We start from the raw sequence: 17,840 nt of genomic DNA, 5'->3' as shown, positions 1-17,840 counted from the left end.
CCGCCGCGCCGACGCCGGGCGAAGCGGAAGTCGCGACGCTGGAGGCGCGCTTCGACGAGGCGCTCGCCGCGCTGCGCGAGGCGCGCGTCGCCGCATCGGGCGGCAAGCCGGGCTGGCGCGACTGGATCACGCTTTCGGGCCGGCAGTATCTGTATCAGTTGCCGTGGTACATGTTCATCGGCGCGCCCGGCGCGGGCAAGACGACCGCGCTGCTGCACTCGGGCCTGCGCTTTCCGCTCGCCGAGCGTTTCGGCACCGACAAGATTCGCGGCGTGGGCGGCACGCGCAACTGCGACTGGTGGTTCACCGACGACGCCGTGCTGATCGATACCGCCGGCCGCTACACGACGCACGAAAGCGACCGCGAGACGGATCAGACGGCGTGGCAGGGCTTTCTGACGCTCTTGCGCAAGACGCGCCCGCGCCAGCCGATCAACGGCGTGCTGCTCACGCTCGCCGTGCCCGATCTGCTTGCCGCGACGCCCGCGGGCGTCGAGGACATGGCCGCGACTTTGAAGGCGCGCATGCGCGAGCTGATGCAGGCGCTGGGCACGCGCTTTCCGGTCTACGTGCTCGTCACGAAGACTGACCTGCTCGCGGGCTTCGCGGAGTTTTTCGCGGACATGTCGAAGGACGAGCGGGCGCAGATCTTCGGCTTCACGTTTCCGTACGATGCCAAGCACCCGGAAGGCGTGGCCGGCTTTTCCGCGCACGTCGACGCCGAGCTCGACGCGCTCGAAGCGCGCCTCGTCGCTCGCCTGCCCGAGCGGCTGAACGCCGAAACCGGCCTCGCGCAGCGCGCGGCGATCATGGGCTTTCCGCAGCAGTTCGCGGCGCTGAAGCCGGTTCTGGCCGACGCCCTGCGCGCGATTTTCCTCCAGTCGAAGCACGGCGAGTTTCCGCTCGCACGCGGCGTCTATTTCACGAGCGGCACGCAGGAAGGCACGCCTATCGACCGCGTGATGGGCTCGCTCGCGCGCGCGTTCGGCATCGAGCGCGGCGTGCAGCCGCCGCGTCCGTCGAGCGGGCGCAGCTACTTCATCGAACGGCTGCTTACGCAAGTCGTGTTCGCGGAACAGGGCCTTGCCGGATCCAACTTGCAATGGGCGCGGCGGCGGCACGCGCTGCGCCTCACGGCCTATGCGGCGATCGCCGGCGCGTGCGCGTGCGTGCTCGCGTTCTGGGGCGCGAGCTATCTGCGCAACCGGACTTACGTCGCCTATGTCGACCAGGCCGCGCACGCGGCCAAGCAGGCGGCGGCGGGCACCTCGGCGGCAAACGAAAGTGTCGTCGCGCTGCTGCCGTTGCTCTCGGCGGTGCGCAATCTGGCTTCGACGCCGCAGGTCGATGCCGCGCACCCGCCGCTCGCGATGCAGCTCGGCCTGTGGCAAGGGGCGAAGCTCGACGCCGCCGCGAACAGCGCCTACGAACGGCTGCTCACCGACCTGTTCCTGCCGAAGCTCGCGGCCCGAATCGAGGAACAGGCGCGCGGCGCGAGTCCGTCGAACCCCGGCTACGCGTACGAGTCGCTCAAAGCGTATCTGATGCTCAATCAGCCCGATCATCAGGATCCCGATGCACTTAAGACGTGGATCGTCACCGACTGGGACCGCACGCTGCCGCGCGAGGTCGGCAACGCGCAACGCGCGGCGCTCGCGGCGCATCTCGACACGCTGTTCGCGCGGGGCGTGGTGCATCCCAATCTGCCGTTCGACGAGCGCCTCGTCGCGCACCTGCGCGCGATGCTCGCCACCAGCACGCTCGCGCAGCGCGTGTACGGGCGTGTGAGGCAACAGGGCGTCGGCGCGGACTATCCGGAATTCACCGTGGCGCGCGCGGGCGGCCCCAACGCCTCGCTCGTGTTCGTGCGCGCGAGCGGCAAGCCGCTCACGAACGGCGTGCCGGGCCTGTATTCGTTCGACGGCTATCACAAGGCGTTCCTCAAGGCCGTCGATCAGGTGTCGGCGCAACTCGCCGCGGAGGAGCCGTGGGTGCTCGGCATTCGCGACCAGAGCGGCCTGCCGCGCGGCGATCCCGCGGCGATGCAGCGCCTGACGGAAGACGTTCGGCTGCTCTATCTAGAGGACTACGCCCGAACCTGGACCGAGTTTCTGAACGACGTCCGGATCGTCCGCTCGGACAATCTCTCGCAGTCGGTGCAGATCGCGCGCATCCTGTCCGCGCCGGATTCGCCGCTCGCGATGCTGGTGAAGGCCGCATCACGCGAAACGACGCTCGGCGCGAGGCCGGAAAGCGAAACGACCGTCGTCGACAAGGCTAACGACAAGATCACGGCCGCCCGCGAGCAGTTGCTCAAGATCATCGGCGGCCCGGACCCGACGCGCATCGCGCCGGTCGCGCCCGGTACGCGGCTGGAGAGCATCGTCGATGACCGCTTCGCCGGCCTGCGCGCGCTGGTGACGAGCCCGGGCGCCGGGCAGCCCGCGCCGATCACGCAGACGCTCGCCCTGATCAACGACGTCTACACCTACCTCGCGACAACCGACGAAGCGCTGCAGCAGAAAACTGCGCCGCCGCCCTCGGACGCGCCCGCGAAGCTGCGCACGCAGGCGGCGCGGCTGCCCGAGCCCATCCGCACGGCGCTGCTCGATCTCGGCAGCCAGGGCGCGGCGCAGACGCAGCAGGCGCGCCGCGTGAATCTGTCGGCCGATCTGAAGGAGTCGATCTCGGCCTTCTGCACGCGCGCGGTGGGCGGGCGCTATCCGTTCAACCCCGGTTCGGCCAACGACGTGCTGCCGGAGGACTTCGGCGCGCTTTTCGCGCCGGGCGGCAAGTTCGACGACTTCTTCCAGAAGAACCTCGCGCAGGACGTCGACGTCTCCGCGAAACCGTGGGCGTTCAAGAAGTCGGATTCGTCGGCGATGCAGATCAGCCCCGCCGGGCTCGCCCAGTTCGAGCACGCCGCGACCATCCGCAGCGTCTTTTTCCGCGCGGGCGGCAAGACGCCCGCGCTCGCGCTGCAGTTCAAGCCGCTCGACATGGACCCGACGATTCTCTCCTTCACGCTCGACGTCGACGGGCAAGTGCTCACCTACGCTCACGGCCCGCAGATCGCGACGACCATCCAGTGGCCCGGCGCGCGCGGCTCCGGCCGCGTGAGCCTGCAACTCACGCCGCCGCCGTCGAGCGGCGCCGGCAACCTGATGTTCGAGGGCCCGTGGGCGCTCTTTCGCATGTTCGACCGGCTCGACGTCCAGCCGACCGGGCAGCCGGAGCGATTCATCGTGACCTTCGATGTCGAAGGCCGCAAGGCACGCTTCGAGGTGACGGCCAACAGCGTCGAGAATCCGTTCCGGCTCGCGGACCTGCGCGCCTTTTCCTGTCCCGAACGCCTATGAGCGACGATCTCGGCAATGTGCCTCCGGACGGCGTCGCGATTATCGCCGGCTGGTACGGCAAGCTGCCCTCGCTCGGCGATTTCACCGCGCGCAGGCTCTCCGACGCGTTCGTGGCGCCCTGGGACGCGTGGCTCGCGCAGCGCGTCGCCGAAACGCAGCTCGCGCTCGGGCAGGACTGGCTCGATCTCTATCTGACGTGCCCGGTGTGGCGCTTCTTCGCCATGCCGGGCGCCATCGCGCCGACGCTCCCGTCGTGCTGGACGGGCGTGGTAATGGCGTCGGTGGACCGCGTCGGCCGGCATTTCCCGCTGACGATCGCGACGCCGCTGGCCTCCGCGCCCGCGACGGGCGCCGAAATCGCTGCGCTCTGGCAATGGCTGTCGGCGATTGAGCGCGTGGCGCTCGCCGCGCTCGATTTCGACCACAGCATCGAGCATCTCGACGAACAGCTCGCTCAGTTGCCCGTGCCGGTGACGTCGCCGCCGCGCCCGGCCTCGCGCGCCGCCGTCCTGAACGAGCCGTGGATCGTGCAGTCCGCGCAGGCGTTGCCCGACGCGCTCGCCCGCATCTTCGCGTCGGTGTGGGAAACCGAGGTCTACGGCATGAGCATGTGGACCTCGGCGCAGGGCGAACCGGACGAAGCGCCCGAAGCGCCCGGAGCGCCGGAGCGCGCGCCGCGCCCGTTGACCGTGTGGCCGGTGTACGGCCTGCCGGACACGGCGCTTTTCACCACGATGCTGCGGGACTGCGGACCATGAATGCGACCGGCAGGCTTCCGGACGACGAGCGAAACGGCAGCAAGACCGAACGCAACGACGAGGACGACAAGACCATGATCGTCGGCGGCGCGCGCGCGTCGTTCCCGGGCGCACGCGCCGCGCCGGATGCGCCGGATGCGCCGGCCACCCAAAACGTTCTGCCGCCCGGCACGCGGCTCGGCGAGTTCGAGATCGTCGGGCTGATCGGCGAAGGGGGCTTCGGCATCGTCTATCTGGCGTTCGACACCTCGCTCGGCCGCCATGTCGCGCTGAAGGAATACATGCCGTCCGCACTCGCCGCGCGCGTCGGCTCGACGCACGTGCAGGTGAAGTCCGAGCGTCACGAGAGCATGTTCCGCGCGGGGCTCAAGAGCTTCATCAACGACGAGGCGCGGCTGCTCGCGCGCTTCGATCATCAGTCGCTCGTGAAGGTGTACCGCTTCTGGGAAGCGAACGGCACGGCTTACATGGTCATGCCGTACTACAAGGGCGTGACGCTCAAGGCGGCGCTTCAGGCCATGACGCAACCGCCCGACGAAGCGTGGCTGCGCGCGCTGCTCACGCCGCTCCTCGATGCGCTCGCGGTGCTGCATGCGGCCGACTGCTTTCACCGCGATATCGCCCCGGACAACATCATCCTGCTAGAAGAGAGCAACCGGCCCGTGCTGCTCGACTTCGGCGCAGCGCGCCGGGTGATCGGCGACATGACGCAGGCGCTCACCGTGATTCTCAAGCCGGGCTACGCGCCGATCGAACAGTACGCCGAAGTACCGTCGCTCAGGCAGGGACCGTGGACCGATCACTACGCGCTCGCCGCGCTCGTCTACTTCGCGATTACCGGCAGGACGCCGCCGCCGTCCGTCGGCCGCATGGTGAAGGACAGCTACCAGCCGCTCGCGCGCATCGCCGCCGGGCGCTACTCGCCCGCTTTCCTGAAGGCGATCGACCATGCTCTCGCCGTCCAGCCGGGGAACCGGCCGCAGACGGACCGGCAGTTCGCCGCCGAACTCGGCATCACCCTCGATGATCCTTCGGTCAAGCAAACGGCCAGCGGCAAGGCTCTCGCGCGGGGCGGCGCGCGCAGACGCATCGGATGGACGCTCGGCGCGATCGGGCTCGTGGCGGCAGCCGCGCTGGGTTTCCTCGCGCTCAAGCCGCCTGCGCACTCGCCCTACCGCGCCGGTGCGGGCGGCGAGGCTGGGCCGGCTCCGGCTTCGGTGAACACGCCGACGCCCGCATCGACAGTCGTAGCGGCTCGATCCGCCGATGACCTGGGCGCGCGCGTCGTGCCGAATCCCCCCGCGCCGCCGGCAGCCGTTCCGCCGTACTCGCCCGCCGGCGAGTTCGGGCGCATCGTGTCGCTTGCCGATCCGTCGATAGCCGTAAAGGTGGACGTGCCGCTCGCACGCGCCGTCATCGGCCGTGACCGGCTGCGATTTTCGCTCGCGAGCAGCCGAGACGGTTATGTCTACGTGTTCGTCGTCGATCCGGGGAATCAGTACTTGCAGCTCTTCCCGAACGAACTCGACCGCGACAACCGCATCAGCGCGGGAAAGCGCCTCACGCTGCCGCGCCCGAGCTGGCCGATGGAAGCGGGCGAGCCGGTCGGCGCGAATCACTTCGTCGCCATCGTGTCGGCCGCGCCAAGAGATTTTTCCGCGCTCAACCTGACGCACGATTCCGTGTTCGCGAGCCTCCCAACCGAAGCGCAGCAGGCCGCGGCGGCGCAGCGCACGCTCACCGCCTCGCCGTTCGCGGGCGTCCCGTCATGCGGCAGCGCGGCCCCGTCGTGTCCTGTCGCGTATGGCGCCGCCGCCTTCAAAATCGATGTCGTCCGTTCGTCTAAATAGCGATTCGCGCCGCCCGCCCGATGGCGCGCAGCGCGGCATGCGAAAGCCGTTCATGGCTGGACGAGGGCATCATGACATCAAGAGCGCGCGGCGCGGCCGCGGAGTCGGGCGGCGCGCCCGGCGCATCTGCCGAAGCCGCGCCTGAGCGTGCCGCTTTCAATGTGGGCGCTGAAACGCGCGCGAGACTGCCGGTCGTCATCGCGATGATCGCGGGCGTTCTGGCGGGATGCGCGAACCCGCCCCGGCCGCAAGCTACGCAGTCCGAGCAGATTCTGGAGGCCCGCGACCGCGCGCCTGTGCTTGCCGGGCCGGCGGAAGAGACACGCATCGTCAGCGCGGTGGGATCGGGGCCGGAGCCGGGCATCGCGAATCCGCTTCCCGTGAGTCCGTCGGCATCGTATTCCGCCGCCGCCGCGCCCTTCGCCACGAAAAACGCGCTGTACACGCCGGTGCCGTTCGCAAGCGTGCCGGGCTGGACGAGCGATGAGCTCGCGCAATCCTGGGATGCATTCCGCCGCGGCTGCGCGGTGCTGAGCGGCAAGCCGGCGTGGGCGGCGCCGTGCTCGGCTTCGCGCAGCGTGGATTCGAAGAACAACGCCGCGGTGCGCCGCTTCTTTGAAGACAACTTCACGGTTTATCAGATCCGCAACGTCGACAAGTCCTCGCGCGGCGTGCTGACGGGCTACTACGAACCTGTCGTGCGCGGCAGCCGCAAATACGGCGCGCCGTATGTGTATCCGGTGTATGGCGTGCCGCGCGACATGCTGTTCCTCGATTCCCGGCGTCTGCCGCCCAATGCGCGCGCCGAGCCGGTCATGGCGCGCATCGAGGGGCGCACGGTCGTGCCGCTCGCGGCCGTCTCGCCCGGTAACGCGAAAGGCGTCTATGCGCTCCAGCTTGGCAATAGCGTGCCGGATATCCGCGACAAGAAGCTGCGGCTGCGTCTCGAAGGCAACCGCATTGTGCCGTATTACTCGCGCGCGCAGATCGAGCGCGGCAGAATCGACGCGCCGGTGCTCGCCTACGTCGCCGATCCGGCGATGCTCTACGCGATGCAATTGCAGGGAGCCGGCAAGATCGTGCTGCCGGACGGCGTGAGCGTCATCCGGCTCGCCTATGCCGAGCAGAACGGCTTCGCGTTCAATCCGCCCGTGGCGAGTGCGTCGACGAAGGGCCGCAAGGTGCTGGTGCGCGGCGTCGAAATCGACCTCGACGGAGGGAGCGTCAGCACGCAGACCCCGCCGGATCACACCGATGCCCTCGCCTCCGCCGACGCGCCGCAGTCGCAACTGCTCCGTGGCGCCGCCGCCGATGCCGATGACCATGCCGATCCGCCCGACTCGCCCGGCTCGCCGCTCTTGCGCGGCTTCAATCTCGCCAGAAGCGCGACGCCCGCGGTCCGACCGGCGCGCGTGAGCACGGCCCCCGCGATGACGACGGGCGGTTCCGCGCACGGCGAGACGTCACCGGCTCATGCGGCCAATCTGCCGACTGTGCCCGCAGCGCCGCCGCTATCCGGCGCGGCCCCGCTTGGCTATGCCTTCGCGTCCTCGGACCCGAGCTACGTGTTCTTCCGAACCATCCCCGATTCATCCGCCGGGCCGATCGGCGCGCTCGGCGTGCCGCTCTCGCCGGAACGCTCGGCTGCCGTCGATCCGCGCACGACGCCGCTTGGCGCGCCGGTTTTCATCGACGCGAGCGAGGGCGCTTCGCCGCTCACGCGGCTTCTGATGGCGCAGGACGCGGGCGGCGCGATACGCGGCGCCGTACGTGCCGATTATTTCTTCGGCACAGGCGAGAAGGCGCAGCAGAAGGCGAGCACAATGAAGCAGGCGACGCAGATGTGGGTGCTGCTCCCCAAGGGGCTGCGCATCTCCGCGAAGGAGTCGGCGGTGCGCGTGCGCGGCGGCCCGGCCATGCCGAGCGCCGATTGCGTGGTAAGCGATCCTGATCTGTGTGTCGACGATTCGCCATGAAACACGACATTCGCGGGAGAAAACATGAGGTTTCTCGTCGCCGACGACCATGAACTGATCCGCCAGGCCGTCAAGTCGCTGTTGCGCAGCATCGACCCGGATGCGCAGTTCGACGAGGCCGACAACTGGGAGACGCTCGCCGCCGCCGCTCACCCGGAGGCGAACCACGATCTCGCGATCGTCGACCTGCATATGTCCGGCATGGCCAGCGCGTCGTCGCTGGCGGCGCTCTTGAAGGCCAATCCCGCGCTGCCGCTCGTCGTGCTGTCGGCGGAAGAGTCGGTCGATGAAATGCGCGCGGTGCTCGCCGCGGGCGCGCTCGGCTTCGTGCCCAAGCGGGAGCCGGCCAATGTGATGGTCAAGGCCATCGAGCTCGTACTCTCGGGCGGTGCGTATGTGCCGATCGAAGCGCTGAGCCTCATCAACACCGGCGCGCCGAACGGTTCCGGCACGGCGCGGCCCGCGCCCGCCGAGACGTCGCGGCCTATCCGAAGCACGCCCGCCGCGCCGCTCGAACCGCATCACGTGCATCTGATGGAAAACCTCTCGCCGCGCCAGCGCGAGATCATGCGGCTCGTGCATCGCGGCTGCACGAACAAGATGATCGCAAGGGAATTGCAGGTGGCCGAAGGCACGGTCAAAGTGCACCTTTCGGTAATCTTCCGCGCGCTCGGCGTGCGCAACCGCTCTTCGGCGATCGCGCTCATCAACGGCTGGCTGCAGACGGGGCGCGACCTGTGAGCGCGCCCAATGTGCTCATCGGCCTGCCGACGCATCACGACGAAGTGCACGTCAACTTCGCCTTCTCGCTGATGCAGGCGGCTCGCGCGCTGACAGATGCCGGCTGCGGCTTTCAGACGATGCACGTCGGCTCGTCGCACATCATTCGCGCGCGCAACTTCTTCGCGAGCTATTTCGTCGCGCACGCCGAGTTCTCGCATCTGCTCTTTCTCGACACCGACATGCAGTTCCCGCCGCAAGCCGTGATGAAGCTGCTCGGCGCGGGCAAGTGCGTGGCGGGCGTCGCGTATCCGTACCGGCGCGTGAATCTGGACAAGCAGATCGGCGAAACGGACCGGGGTTTGTCGCTGCGCGAGTTTCTCGAAAAGCACGCCGACTACACAGTGCGACTAGAAACGACGGACGATGGCCGCGCGCGCGTGACGGACGGCTTCGTCGAGGCAGAGCATGTGGGCACGGGCATCTTCCTCGCGCGGCGGGATGCTTTCGACATCGCCCTGCCGTTCACGCGTTGTTATGCGCCGCCTGAACAGTATCGCGACGCCCTGCCCGATGGCCGCTTCCACGGCTTCTTCGACACCATCGAAGAACACGGCGCCTATTTGTCCGAAGACCTCTCGTTTTGCCGGCGCGTGCGGCTCGGCGGCGGTTCCGTGTGGGCGCTGGTCGACCAGACGATCGTGCACTACGGCGCGTCGGAGGTCGCCGGTCAATATCTGCGCGCACTGCGCATGCGCGGCAACCTCGGCTGACAACTCGGGCGCGCCGGCTCAGGCACGCGCTTCATGCCGCCTCGTTCTCGCGGCCGCGCGGCTGCAGCATCGCCTCGAGCGTGCGGCGCAGGCGCGTCGGCGTGACGGGCTTGTGCAGCACCGGCAAGCCGCCGGCCGCCAGCGCCACGAGTTGGGGAGACGCCATGTCGCCGGTGATGACCACGCACGCGGGCTCCTCGTGTCCGCGCCGGCGCAGTGCCTCGCGCACCGCCTGCAGCACGCCGACGCCGGTTTGCAAGCGGCCGATCTGGTAATCGCACAGGAGCAGTTCCGGCACGAAACCGTCGGAGATCGCGCGCACCGCGGCGAGTTCGTCGCGGCAGCCACGCACGACGCAGCCCCAGCGCGTGAGCAAGGTGCCGAGCGCGTCGAGATTGGCGGGGTCGTCGTCGACGCACAGCACGCGGCGACCCTCGACGAACGCGCTGGTCGCGAGCGGCGCAGCCAGGCTCACGTTCACGAGACTGGCATCGCCGGTCCTGACGGGCACCCGGACCGTCGTTCCGCGGCCGAGGTCGGACCGCAATGTCAACTCCTCGCCCAGGAGACACGTGAGCCTTCGCACGGTTGCGAGGCCGAGGCCGTGACCCTGACGCAACACGTGATGCGGCTGCGGCACCTGATAGAAGTCCTCGAATACGAGCTCGTGCTCGTGCGGCGCGATGCCGATGCCCGAATCGCGCACCTCGACGAAGCAACGTTCCCGGCTCGCGCCGTTGCGCACGCCGATCCAGACGGACCCGCGCTCCGTGTAGCGCACCGCGTTCGACACGAGATTGGCGATCACGCGTTCGAGCAGCACGGGATCCGTGAACGCGATGCTCGTGGTCGGCGCGATGCGCAACGACAGGCCCTTCGCGGCGGCGGCCGGGCGGAACTGCCGCTCGATGCGCGCGAGCAGTTCGGCCATGCGGAAGTGCTGGGGAATCATCTGCGTCACGCCGCTTTCGATGCGCGCGAGATCCAGTACCTGATTGAAGAGTTGATTCAGCGCTTCGACATTGCAAATGATGTGCTGCGCCGTTTCATCGCGCTCGGCTTCGCTCGCGTTACCATCGGCGAGCGCTTGAGCAAGCAGTCCGATCGCGTGAAGCGGTTGGCGCAGATCATGGCTCGCCGCCGCGAAGAAGCGCGTCTTGGCGAGGCTCGCTTCCTCGATCACGCCCTTCTGGCGGGCGATCGTCTCCGCGAGGCGCTGCTGATCGACGCGCGCCTCGACCATGCCGCGGAAGAAGGCGCGGTACTGCGCCGCGAACAGATGCAACGCAATCAAGAAGACAACCAGAACGGCCGCCAGTTCGGGCCTGCCGGAAGACGGCTGCGCGACATGAAGCGCGGCGGCGGGCACCAGCAGCATCGGCACGGCGCTCCAGAAATTGAGCTGACTGAGGCCGCACGCCACGAAAGCAAGCGCCGCGAGCGCGACGAGCAGCACGGTGTGAGCGGCGGCAAGCTCGACTGATTCGCCATGGAATGCGAACCATATGGACAAGCCCGGCGCGACGTGCAGCGCGACGTTCCTCAGCGCGTGCAGGTTTATCCATCGGCGCGCATCACACAACAACGGACGGTGTCGCCGCAACGCCCACAGACCGATCGCGAGACAGTTCGCCATCCCGTAGAAACCGATGCAGAGCACGGGAAGCCGCCCGGCGTCAGGCCGAGCGAGATAGACCGCGCCGAGCAGCGCCATCGCGCAACCGTGCGTGAGGAAGGAGACCGGGTCGGCAGCATAGAGCGCCCTGGCGAGATCGTTGTCGATCTCGCGTTGTTGCTGATCGCCATGCATTCTGTCATCCCCTTCTCATGTTGCCGTCTCGGGTGACATCGAAAAGCGGGCGGGCGAAACCGAACCTTGCGATGGCGTGGCCACACGCATGATCCGGCTGGTCCGCTGGCTGAACCGGTTTACCCGAGGGTTTAGACGACGGCTATTACTTAATACATATTGGTCGCTTTGCCGGAGAAAACCATACTCATTACGTTGCCACCGATAGTGGGGGATTGATGAGATGGAGACTCTGACCATGAACGCCGTCCAGGAGAGCGGCGCGAGCTCGATGCTCACCGACCTGTGGCGGCGGCGCACGCATCTCTCGCACGACGAGATGGTGTCGATCTACAACCTCGTGAAGAGCGCGTTGCGCTCTTATTACCCGCCCGAGCTGCAAGCGCTGCGCGAGGACAAGGAAGAACTCATTGCCCAATTCATCTATTCGAAAGTCCTGCGCCTCGAACCCGGCCATACCGAATCGCACGCGAGCGACCAGAGCGCGCCGTCGAGCGGCTATGCGGTGTGCGCCTATTTCAGGCGCTTTCTGATCGACTGCCTGCGCAGCGCGAGCAATCAGCGCGATGTGTCGATGGAAGCGGAAGGCATCGGCGAGCAAGTGGACGAGCACGCGCACGCGGTCGACGATCCCGTTCAGTCCGTACTGATGCAGCACGGGCTCGACGAAGCGCGCGTGCGGCATCTTGCGCGCCAGTTCATCGGCGGACTGGACAAGTACGAGCAACTCGTGCTCGCGGGCACGCTCGGCTGGTGTTCCGGCGGCAAGGGCGGCCTGTTCGGCATCGCATCGCGGCATCACATTCCTTCGTACCACTATCGTGCCGTGAAGCTCGGCGTCACGCTCAAGAAGTCCGCGCACAGCGAAGACTTTGCGCAGACCAAGATCGGACGATGGATATGCAACGTGTTGGGCATTGCAATCAGCGCGGACAATCAGAACGCCATCCTGCTCGTGCTGAGCCTGCTTGCGGCGGAGTCGTGTCAATCTTCGGCGTGACGAGGCGGGCGCTTGCAAGGCGGATCATGCGAGGGCTTTCACGCGAAGTACGCAAATGGTTAACGGCGGCAGTTATGGCTTTATCTACGCCTGCGGAAGTCAAAGCGGTCAACCGGCCACCGAAGCCGAATGCGAACTCAGGCTTTCTTCGGGAACTTATGGCCTACTTTATATAAACGACACGAACGGTTGGGCCGGGGGCGCCGCGAATGTGGCGTTCTACCGCCCTCTTTTAATGCACCTGGACATTGAGCGGATCATGGCATCGAGCGTCGCGTCGCGCTGTCCTTCGGCTCCGCGCGCGAGAGATCTTCAGTATGAGCGCCTTCATTGAATGATGGCCCGCGAGGTGAAAGACGAGGCTGCGCTGATTTCGCCGAGTAAACGCATGTCCGCTGAAGCAGACCGCGTCCCTGTCTCCCTAGCCCCTCACCCCACGAACGGCAGCTTGCGCTCACGCGCTTCCGCCAGCATCGATACGGTAATTTTCCGTACCTCCAGCTTGCTCTGCGTGATATGCGAACGCAGCAGCATGGCCGCTTCGCCGCATTTGCCACGATCGATGCAGCGGAGCATCTTCGCGTGTTCCTCATACGTTGCGCTGGTCCGATGCGGCTTCAGAAAATCCAGCCGCCGCACGATGCGGATGCGCTCCGTCACCTCGTCGTGCACACGCAGCATCTCGCCGTTGCCGCTCGCGCGAACGAGTCCGCGATGAAAGTCCTCGTCCATGCTGAACATCGCGACGGGGTCCGTTTCGCGCGCCTCCGGCGGCACGCACCAGACGGCCTTGAGGGCACTGATGTGCGGATGTGGCGGCGCAGTCGACCCGAGCTTGTCGAGCGAAGCGGTCTCGAGCACGATCCGCAAGTCATAGAGCTGGTCGAGCTGCGCGAAGTCGATCTCGGAGACCTTCCAACCACGCCTGAAACCTACCTCAAGATAGCCTTCGCGCAACAGGCGAAACAGCGCATCGCGCATCGGCGTGCGGGACACGCCGTAGTATTGAGCGATGTCCGTCTCGCAGAAGCGGTCGCCGGGAAACAGACTAAAGCTGAAGATGTCCTGCTTCAGCTGCTGGTACACCTGTTCGGCCAGCGGATTCGCTGCCTGAATGGCGCGCACGGCAGCACGCTCCATGAGTTTGGGCGAGTCGATTCGGTGTCTCCTGCAAGGGCTCGTCGAGCGGCTTCCTCAGGGTCTTTCAATCAGGCTCACGTGCGCGGCGACGATCATCCATCCCGCGAATGCGTTCATCTTGTCGGAAAGCCGCGCCCATGTCTGCATCTGGCGGCCGAGCAAGGGCGTCGCGTCGCTGGTGAACTCGGTGCTCACCGTGGCATGATCCGCGCCGAATGTCGTCACGACCGTGCGATGCAGCCGCCGCGAACGAGGCACCGGCGCACAGCTCTCGCGCCACCGGCGAATGGCATCGCCGCCATGTTGCACTTCGGCGATGCCGTAGCGCACGGTTTGCGGCGCGTGCCAGAAAAGCGCGTTCATGGTGGCGACATCGTTATCGACGAGCGCCCGTTCATACGCAACGAACGCGCGCTCCACTTCAGCCACGATATCCGGACGGTTCACTTCCATCGTCATGAGTCAGGCTTCCAGTAGGTCGGCAAGCGTCGCCGTCCATCCGACGATACCGCCCTGCGAGCGAATCATCTCGATGGCCGCGGTCTTGAATGCGGGGATGTAGCTCGCCGTCGCATCTTCGATCAGCACGCATTCGTAGCCGCGGTCGTTCGCTTCCCGCATGCTCGTCTGCACGCACACCTCGGTGGTTACGCCCGCGAAGACCAGATGCGTGATGCCGCGTTGAGCCAACTCTTCGCCGAGACGCGTCGCATGGAAAGCGCCTTTGCCCGGCTTGTCGATCACGAGCTCGCCCGCGACGGGCGCGAGCTCATCGACGATCTCGTTGCCCGGCTCGCCCCGCACGAGGATGCGGCCCATCGGCCCCATATCGCCGATGCGCGCCTGCGGTGCGCCGCGCAGCCGCTTCGCTGCGGGACAGTCCGAAAGATCCGGCGCATGCGACTCGCGCGTATGCACGACGAGCCAGCGCTCCTTGCGCGCGTGATCGATGAGCCGCGCTACCGTCGGCACGATCGACACGAGCAGCGACACATCGTTGCCGAGGCTCTCGCCAAAGCCGCCGGGTTCGATGAAATCGCGCTGCATGTCGATGACGATCAACGCTGTATGCGATGCCTCGAAGGTGAACGGCGACGGCCGCGCGTGCGTAATGGTCGGCATGGCGTCACCCTTCGTAGCGGCGTTCCGGCGCCGGGAACCCGCACGACGTACCGTCTTTGACGACGACATCCTCTTCCCACGGCAAGCGATATTCTCCGCGCACCATGTCCTGCATGAAGGTGTACGGGCAATCCTGCGCGCCGCCCTTCACGGCCACATAGCCGCGATGCCCCAACTGGTAGATGTTGTTCTCGACGCCCCAGTGAATGCGCGCTTCTCGCACGAGATCGGGCCGCATTTCGCAGGTGATGATTTCGTCGGGACGATGGCTGCCTTCCACCATCACCGCGCCGTCAAAGTCGCAGAACATGCCCTCGCCCATCGAGTCGAACGTGCCGTCGCTGCCGCAGAGACACACGCTCGCGGTCTGCGCGAGATTCTGGAACGCGTTCGACTGATTGGTGATCTTCCATGCATGCCGGATCGGCGCGGTATAACCGGCCGTGCGCAGGATGATCTCCGCGCCCTTGTAGGCGGCTTCGCGCGCCATCTCCGGAAACATGCCGTCGTGACAGATGATGAGCGAGAGCTTCGCGCCCTTCGGCCCGATGCACACCGGCACGCCGACATTGCCCGGCTCCCACGGCTCGACCGGCACCCAGGGATGCATCTTGCGGTAGTACAGCGCAATCTCGCCCCGATCGTCGATGATGATGCCGCTGTTATACGGATTGCCGCCCGGATTGCGCTCCATGATGGAGAAGCATCCCCAGATGCGATGCTCGACGCAGGCCGCCTTGAATGCCGCCACCTCAGGGCCGTCGAGCGAGCACATGATGGCGTCGTCGGTACTCATCGACAGGCCGTGCAGCATGTATTCGGGAAACACGACGAGATCCATCGCCGGATTGTTGCGCCGCGCCTTGCCCACCATGTCCACGATGCGCCGCGTCTGCGCGGCGAGCTGCTCCGGCGTCGCCACATCCGGATTCTGCAACTGCACGAGTCCCACGACGATGCCTTGCGGCGACTTGTTCAACCCACCGAGACCGCTCGAACTCATTCTTTCCTGCTCCTTTCTTTATGCGTGGACGGTGACCGGCTCGGACGTATCGCGCGTGGCGCTTTCGACGTGGCCCGCCATGTGTCTTCCCAACGCGACGCGATCCGCGCCGCTCGCAGCCGTTTCATGGACGAGCCGGCCTTCCGCGATCACCGCGATGCGGTCTGCCAGTTCCAGCAGTTCATCGAGGTCTTCGCTGACGAGCAGCACCGCCGCGCCGCTATCGCGTGCGGCGAGGATGCGCGCGTGAATGTCCGCCACCGACGCGAAGTCGAGCCCGAACACCGGATTCGCGACGATCAGCACATCGACCGCTTGTCCGAGTTCGCGCGCGAGCACCGCGCGTTGCACGTTTCCGCCCGACAGCGTGCCGATGGCGCGAGCAGGCACCGGCGGCCTGACGTTGAATTCGGCGATGAGCCGTTCGGCCCGCTCGCGCATCGCGCGGCGATCGAGCCGCCAGCGGTGGCGCTTCATCGGCGGACGATCGAAGTCCCGCAACGCGAGGTTGTCGGCAACGCTCATGTTCCCGACGCATGCGTTGCGCAACGGTTCCTCGGGCAGCGCGAACACGCGCAGCCGCGTCATTTCCTCCCGCGTCGCGCGATACGGCTCGCCGTGCATGCGCATCTCGCCCGCCTCGACGCGCCGCTGGCCGACGAGCGCCTCGATCAATTCCTTTTGTCCGTTGCCCGATACGCCCGCGATGCCGAGGATCTCGCCCGACTTCACCGCGAGCGAGACTTCGCGCACGGCCGCATGCCCGCGATCGTCGATCACGCTCAGGTTTCGCAACGCGAGGCGCACCGGCGCATCCGACGCACAAGGCCTGCGTGCAGGGCGCGTCTGCGCCAGTTCCGGATCGTCCGATGGCGCTTCGCCGCCCATCATCCATGCCGCGAGCCGGTCGCGGCTCGTGTCCGCCACCGCGCTCGTGCCGACGAGCCTTCCTTTGCGCAGCACGGTGACGTCATCGGCGTAGGCCATCACTTCCCGGAATTTGTGCGTGATCATCAGCACCGTCAGTTCGCCGCGCGCGGCGAGATCGCGCATCAGGCCGAGGACTTCGTCGGCTTCCTGCGGCGTCAGCACGGAAGTCGGTTCGTCCAGAATCAGGAAACGCTGCTGCAAATACAGCTGCTTCAGGATTTCGAGCTTCTGCTTTTCGCCTGCGGCGAGACCGGCGACAGGGGCGTCGAGCGGCAGACGGAAGGGCATCGACCGCATGAACGCTTGAAGCGCGGCGCGTTCCTTCGCCCAGTCGATCTTCCACGGCAGACGTCCTCGCGCGAGCAGCAGATTCTCTTCCACCGACAAGCCCGCCGCCAGCGTGAAGTGCTGATAGACCATGCCGATGCCGAGCGCCTGCGCATCGCGCGGCGACGCGATCCTGACCTGCCGCGCATCCGCGATGATCTCGCCGTCGTCGAGCACGCCATAGCCGACGAGCCCTTTCACGAGCGTGCTCTTGCCCGCGCCGTTCTCGCCGAGCAGCGCATGGACGGTGCCCGCGCGCACCCTGAGCGTCACGCCGTCGAGCGCGGTAAAGGCGCCGAAGCGTTTGGTCGCGCCGAGCACTTCGACGCCCATCGCCTTGATCGAAGCATTCATCACGGGCTCCCCAGCGCGGCGAGCAGCGCCTTCGAATCGGACACCGTGCCGAACACCCCGCCCTGCATCAGCACCATGTTGAGCGCGGCGTCGTGGTTGCCCCGGTCGGTCGCGCCGCAGCAGTCCGCGAGAATCGTGCACTCGAAGCCGCGGTCGTTCGCTTCGCGCATCGTCGTGTGGACGCAGACGTCCGTCGTGATGCCCGTCAGCACCAGATTGACGATGCCGCGCGTGCGCAGCACCATCTCCAGGTCGGTGGCGCAAAACGAGCCTTTGCCCGGCTTGTCGATGACGATCTCGCCATCTGCCGGCTTCAGTTCGTCGATGATTTCCCAGCCCGGTTCGCCGCGCACGAGAATCCTGCCGCACGGTCCTTCATCGCCGATGCCCACGCCCTGCGTTCCCGCGCGGCGGCTTCTCCATCGCTTGTTGGCGGGCAGGTCGGAGAGATCCGGCCGATGCCCTTCGCGCGTATGAATGATCGTGAAGCCCTGCTCGCGCATCAGCGTGAGGACGTTCCTGATCGGCTCGATGGGCGCGCGCGTCATCGAGAGGTCGTAACCCATCTTGTCGACATAACCGCCGACGCCGCAGAAATCCGTCTGCATGTCGATGATGACGAGCGCGGTGTTCTCCGGGAGCAGTTTGCCGTCGTAAGGCCACGGATAGGGCCGTGCTTCGATGAAGCGGGTCATGGGTTCGCTCCGAGATTGGATCA

General features: G+C 66.8%; 14 protein-coding genes. 7 read left to right on the top strand and 7 right to left on the bottom strand.

What is annotated here, in order from left to right:
• The 6 genes from tssM to NCR37_RS25360 all read left to right on the top strand — a co-directional run.
• Window positions 1–3,359, top strand: a 3,359-nt coding sequence (gene tssM / locus NCR37_RS25385; protein WP_250475564.1) for a type VI secretion system membrane subunit TssM, incomplete at its 5' end; no start/stop codon positions are given.
• The gene (tagF, locus tag NCR37_RS25380) at window positions 3,356–4,117 is read left to right on the top strand and encodes a type VI secretion system-associated protein TagF (protein ID WP_250475563.1); all 762 of its coding nucleotides are present in this window, start codon (window positions 3,356–3,358) and stop codon (window positions 4,115–4,117) included. The genes tssM and tagF, both read left to right, overlap by 4 nt.
• Window positions 4,114–5,967 (top strand): serine/threonine protein kinase, encoded by a 1,854-nt coding sequence (locus NCR37_RS25375; protein WP_250475562.1) that lies wholly within the window; start codon window positions 4,114–4,116, stop codon window positions 5,965–5,967. Before tagF ends, NCR37_RS25375 begins: the two co-directional genes overlap by 4 nt.
• 71 nt (window positions 5,968–6,038) lie before the next feature.
• On the top strand, window positions 6,039–7,943 hold the full coding sequence (locus tag NCR37_RS25370) for an MltA domain-containing protein (RefSeq protein WP_250475561.1): 1,905 nt from the start codon (window positions 6,039–6,041) through the stop codon (window positions 7,941–7,943).
• Window positions 7,944–7,967: 24 nt separating this feature from the next.
• A complete protein-coding gene (locus NCR37_RS25365) occupies window positions 7,968–8,684 on the top strand; it encodes a LuxR C-terminal-related transcriptional regulator (protein ID WP_250475560.1) in 717 nt (238 codons plus the stop codon).
• On the top strand, window positions 8,681–9,436 hold the full coding sequence (locus NCR37_RS25360; protein WP_250475559.1) for a hypothetical protein: 756 nt from the start codon (window positions 8,681–8,683) through the stop codon (window positions 9,434–9,436). Before NCR37_RS25365 ends, NCR37_RS25360 begins: the two co-directional genes overlap by 4 nt.
• A 31-nt stretch (window positions 9,437–9,467) precedes the next feature.
• Here the strand turns inward: NCR37_RS25360 and NCR37_RS25355 are convergent, their stop codons facing one another.
• Window positions 9,468–11,246: an ATP-binding response regulator gene (locus NCR37_RS25355; RefSeq protein WP_250475558.1), complete on the bottom strand. Its 1,779-nt coding sequence runs from the start codon at window positions 11,244–11,246 to the stop codon at window positions 9,468–9,470.
• Window positions 11,247–11,484: 238 nt separating this feature from the next.
• On the opposite strand from NCR37_RS25355, the gene NCR37_RS25350 reads away from it, so the two are divergent.
• Entirely contained in the window at window positions 11,485–12,246 is a 762-nt protein-coding gene (locus NCR37_RS25350; RefSeq protein ID WP_250475557.1) for a hypothetical protein, read from the top strand.
• Window positions 12,247–12,675: 429 nt separating this feature from the next.
• Here NCR37_RS25350 and NCR37_RS25345 read toward each other — a convergent pair whose 3' ends face one another.
• From NCR37_RS25345 to biuH, 6 genes are read right to left on the bottom strand one after another with little or no spacing between them, the layout of a single operon-like run.
• Window positions 12,676–13,386, bottom strand: coding sequence for a GntR family transcriptional regulator (locus NCR37_RS25345; RefSeq protein WP_250475556.1), 711 nt, complete (start codon window positions 13,384–13,386; stop codon window positions 12,676–12,678).
• A 54-nt stretch (window positions 13,387–13,440) separates the two neighbouring features.
• On the bottom strand, window positions 13,441–13,839 hold the full coding sequence (hpxZ, locus tag NCR37_RS25340; RefSeq protein ID WP_250475575.1) for an oxalurate catabolism protein HpxZ: 399 nt from the start codon (window positions 13,837–13,839) through the stop codon (window positions 13,441–13,443).
• 9 nt (window positions 13,840–13,848) lie between these two features.
• The gene (locus tag NCR37_RS25335; RefSeq protein ID WP_250475555.1) at window positions 13,849–14,508 is read right to left on the bottom strand and encodes a cysteine hydrolase family protein; all 660 of its coding nucleotides are present in this window, start codon (window positions 14,506–14,508) and stop codon (window positions 13,849–13,851) included.
• 4 nt (window positions 14,509–14,512) lie between these two features.
• A complete protein-coding gene (locus tag NCR37_RS25330) occupies window positions 14,513–15,511 on the bottom strand; it encodes a formamidase (RefSeq protein ID WP_250475554.1) in 999 nt (332 codons plus the stop codon).
• Between the two features lie 18 nt (window positions 15,512–15,529).
• Window positions 15,530–17,122 carry an ABC transporter ATP-binding protein gene (locus tag NCR37_RS25325; RefSeq protein WP_250475553.1) on the bottom strand — a complete coding sequence of 531 codons (1,593 nt, stop codon included), beginning with the start codon at window positions 17,120–17,122 and terminating at the stop codon, window positions 15,530–15,532.
• The gene (gene biuH, locus NCR37_RS25320) at window positions 17,122–17,817 is read right to left on the bottom strand and encodes a biuret amidohydrolase (protein WP_250475552.1); all 696 of its coding nucleotides are present in this window, start codon (window positions 17,815–17,817) and stop codon (window positions 17,122–17,124) included. The genes NCR37_RS25325 and biuH overlap by 1 nt, the downstream gene beginning before the upstream one ends.
• Window positions 17,818–17,840 lie beyond the last annotated feature (23 nt).

This window comes from Caballeronia sp. GAFFF1, from assembly GCF_023630705.1.
Classification (GTDB): Bacteria; Pseudomonadota; Gammaproteobacteria; order Burkholderiales; family Burkholderiaceae; genus Caballeronia.
This window is presented reverse-complemented; position numbering and strand designations above follow the sequence as displayed.

Coding starts and splice junctions, on each gene's coding strand:
- NCR37_RS25345 (WP_250475556.1), bottom strand. CDS start 13,386: ATGGAGCGTGCTGCCGTGCGCGCCATTCAGGCAGCGAATCCGCTGGCC.
- NCR37_RS25355 (WP_250475558.1), bottom strand. CDS start 11,246: ATGCATGGCGATCAGCAACAACGCGAGATCGACAACGATCTCGCCAGG.
- NCR37_RS25375 (WP_250475562.1), top strand. CDS start 4,114: ATGAATGCGACCGGCAGGCTTCCGGACGACGAGCGAAACGGCAGCAAG.
- hpxZ (WP_250475575.1), bottom strand. CDS start 13,839: ATGGAAGTGAACCGTCCGGATATCGTGGCTGAAGTGGAGCGCGCGTTC.
- NCR37_RS25330 (WP_250475554.1), bottom strand. CDS start 15,511: ATGAGTTCGAGCGGTCTCGGTGGGTTGAACAAGTCGCCGCAAGGCATC.
- NCR37_RS25325 (WP_250475553.1), bottom strand. CDS start 17,122: ATGAATGCTTCGATCAAGGCGATGGGCGTCGAAGTGCTCGGCGCGACC.
- NCR37_RS25335 (WP_250475555.1), bottom strand. CDS start 14,508: ATGCCGACCATTACGCACGCGCGGCCGTCGCCGTTCACCTTCGAGGCA.
- NCR37_RS25370 (WP_250475561.1), top strand. CDS start 6,039: ATGACATCAAGAGCGCGCGGCGCGGCCGCGGAGTCGGGCGGCGCGCCC.
- tagF (WP_250475563.1), top strand. CDS start 3,356: ATGAGCGACGATCTCGGCAATGTGCCTCCGGACGGCGTCGCGATTATC.
- NCR37_RS25365 (WP_250475560.1), top strand. CDS start 7,968: ATGAGGTTTCTCGTCGCCGACGACCATGAACTGATCCGCCAGGCCGTC.
- biuH (WP_250475552.1), bottom strand. CDS start 17,817: ATGACCCGCTTCATCGAAGCACGGCCCTATCCGTGGCCTTACGACGGC.
- NCR37_RS25350 (WP_250475557.1), top strand. CDS start 11,485: ATGAACGCCGTCCAGGAGAGCGGCGCGAGCTCGATGCTCACCGACCTG.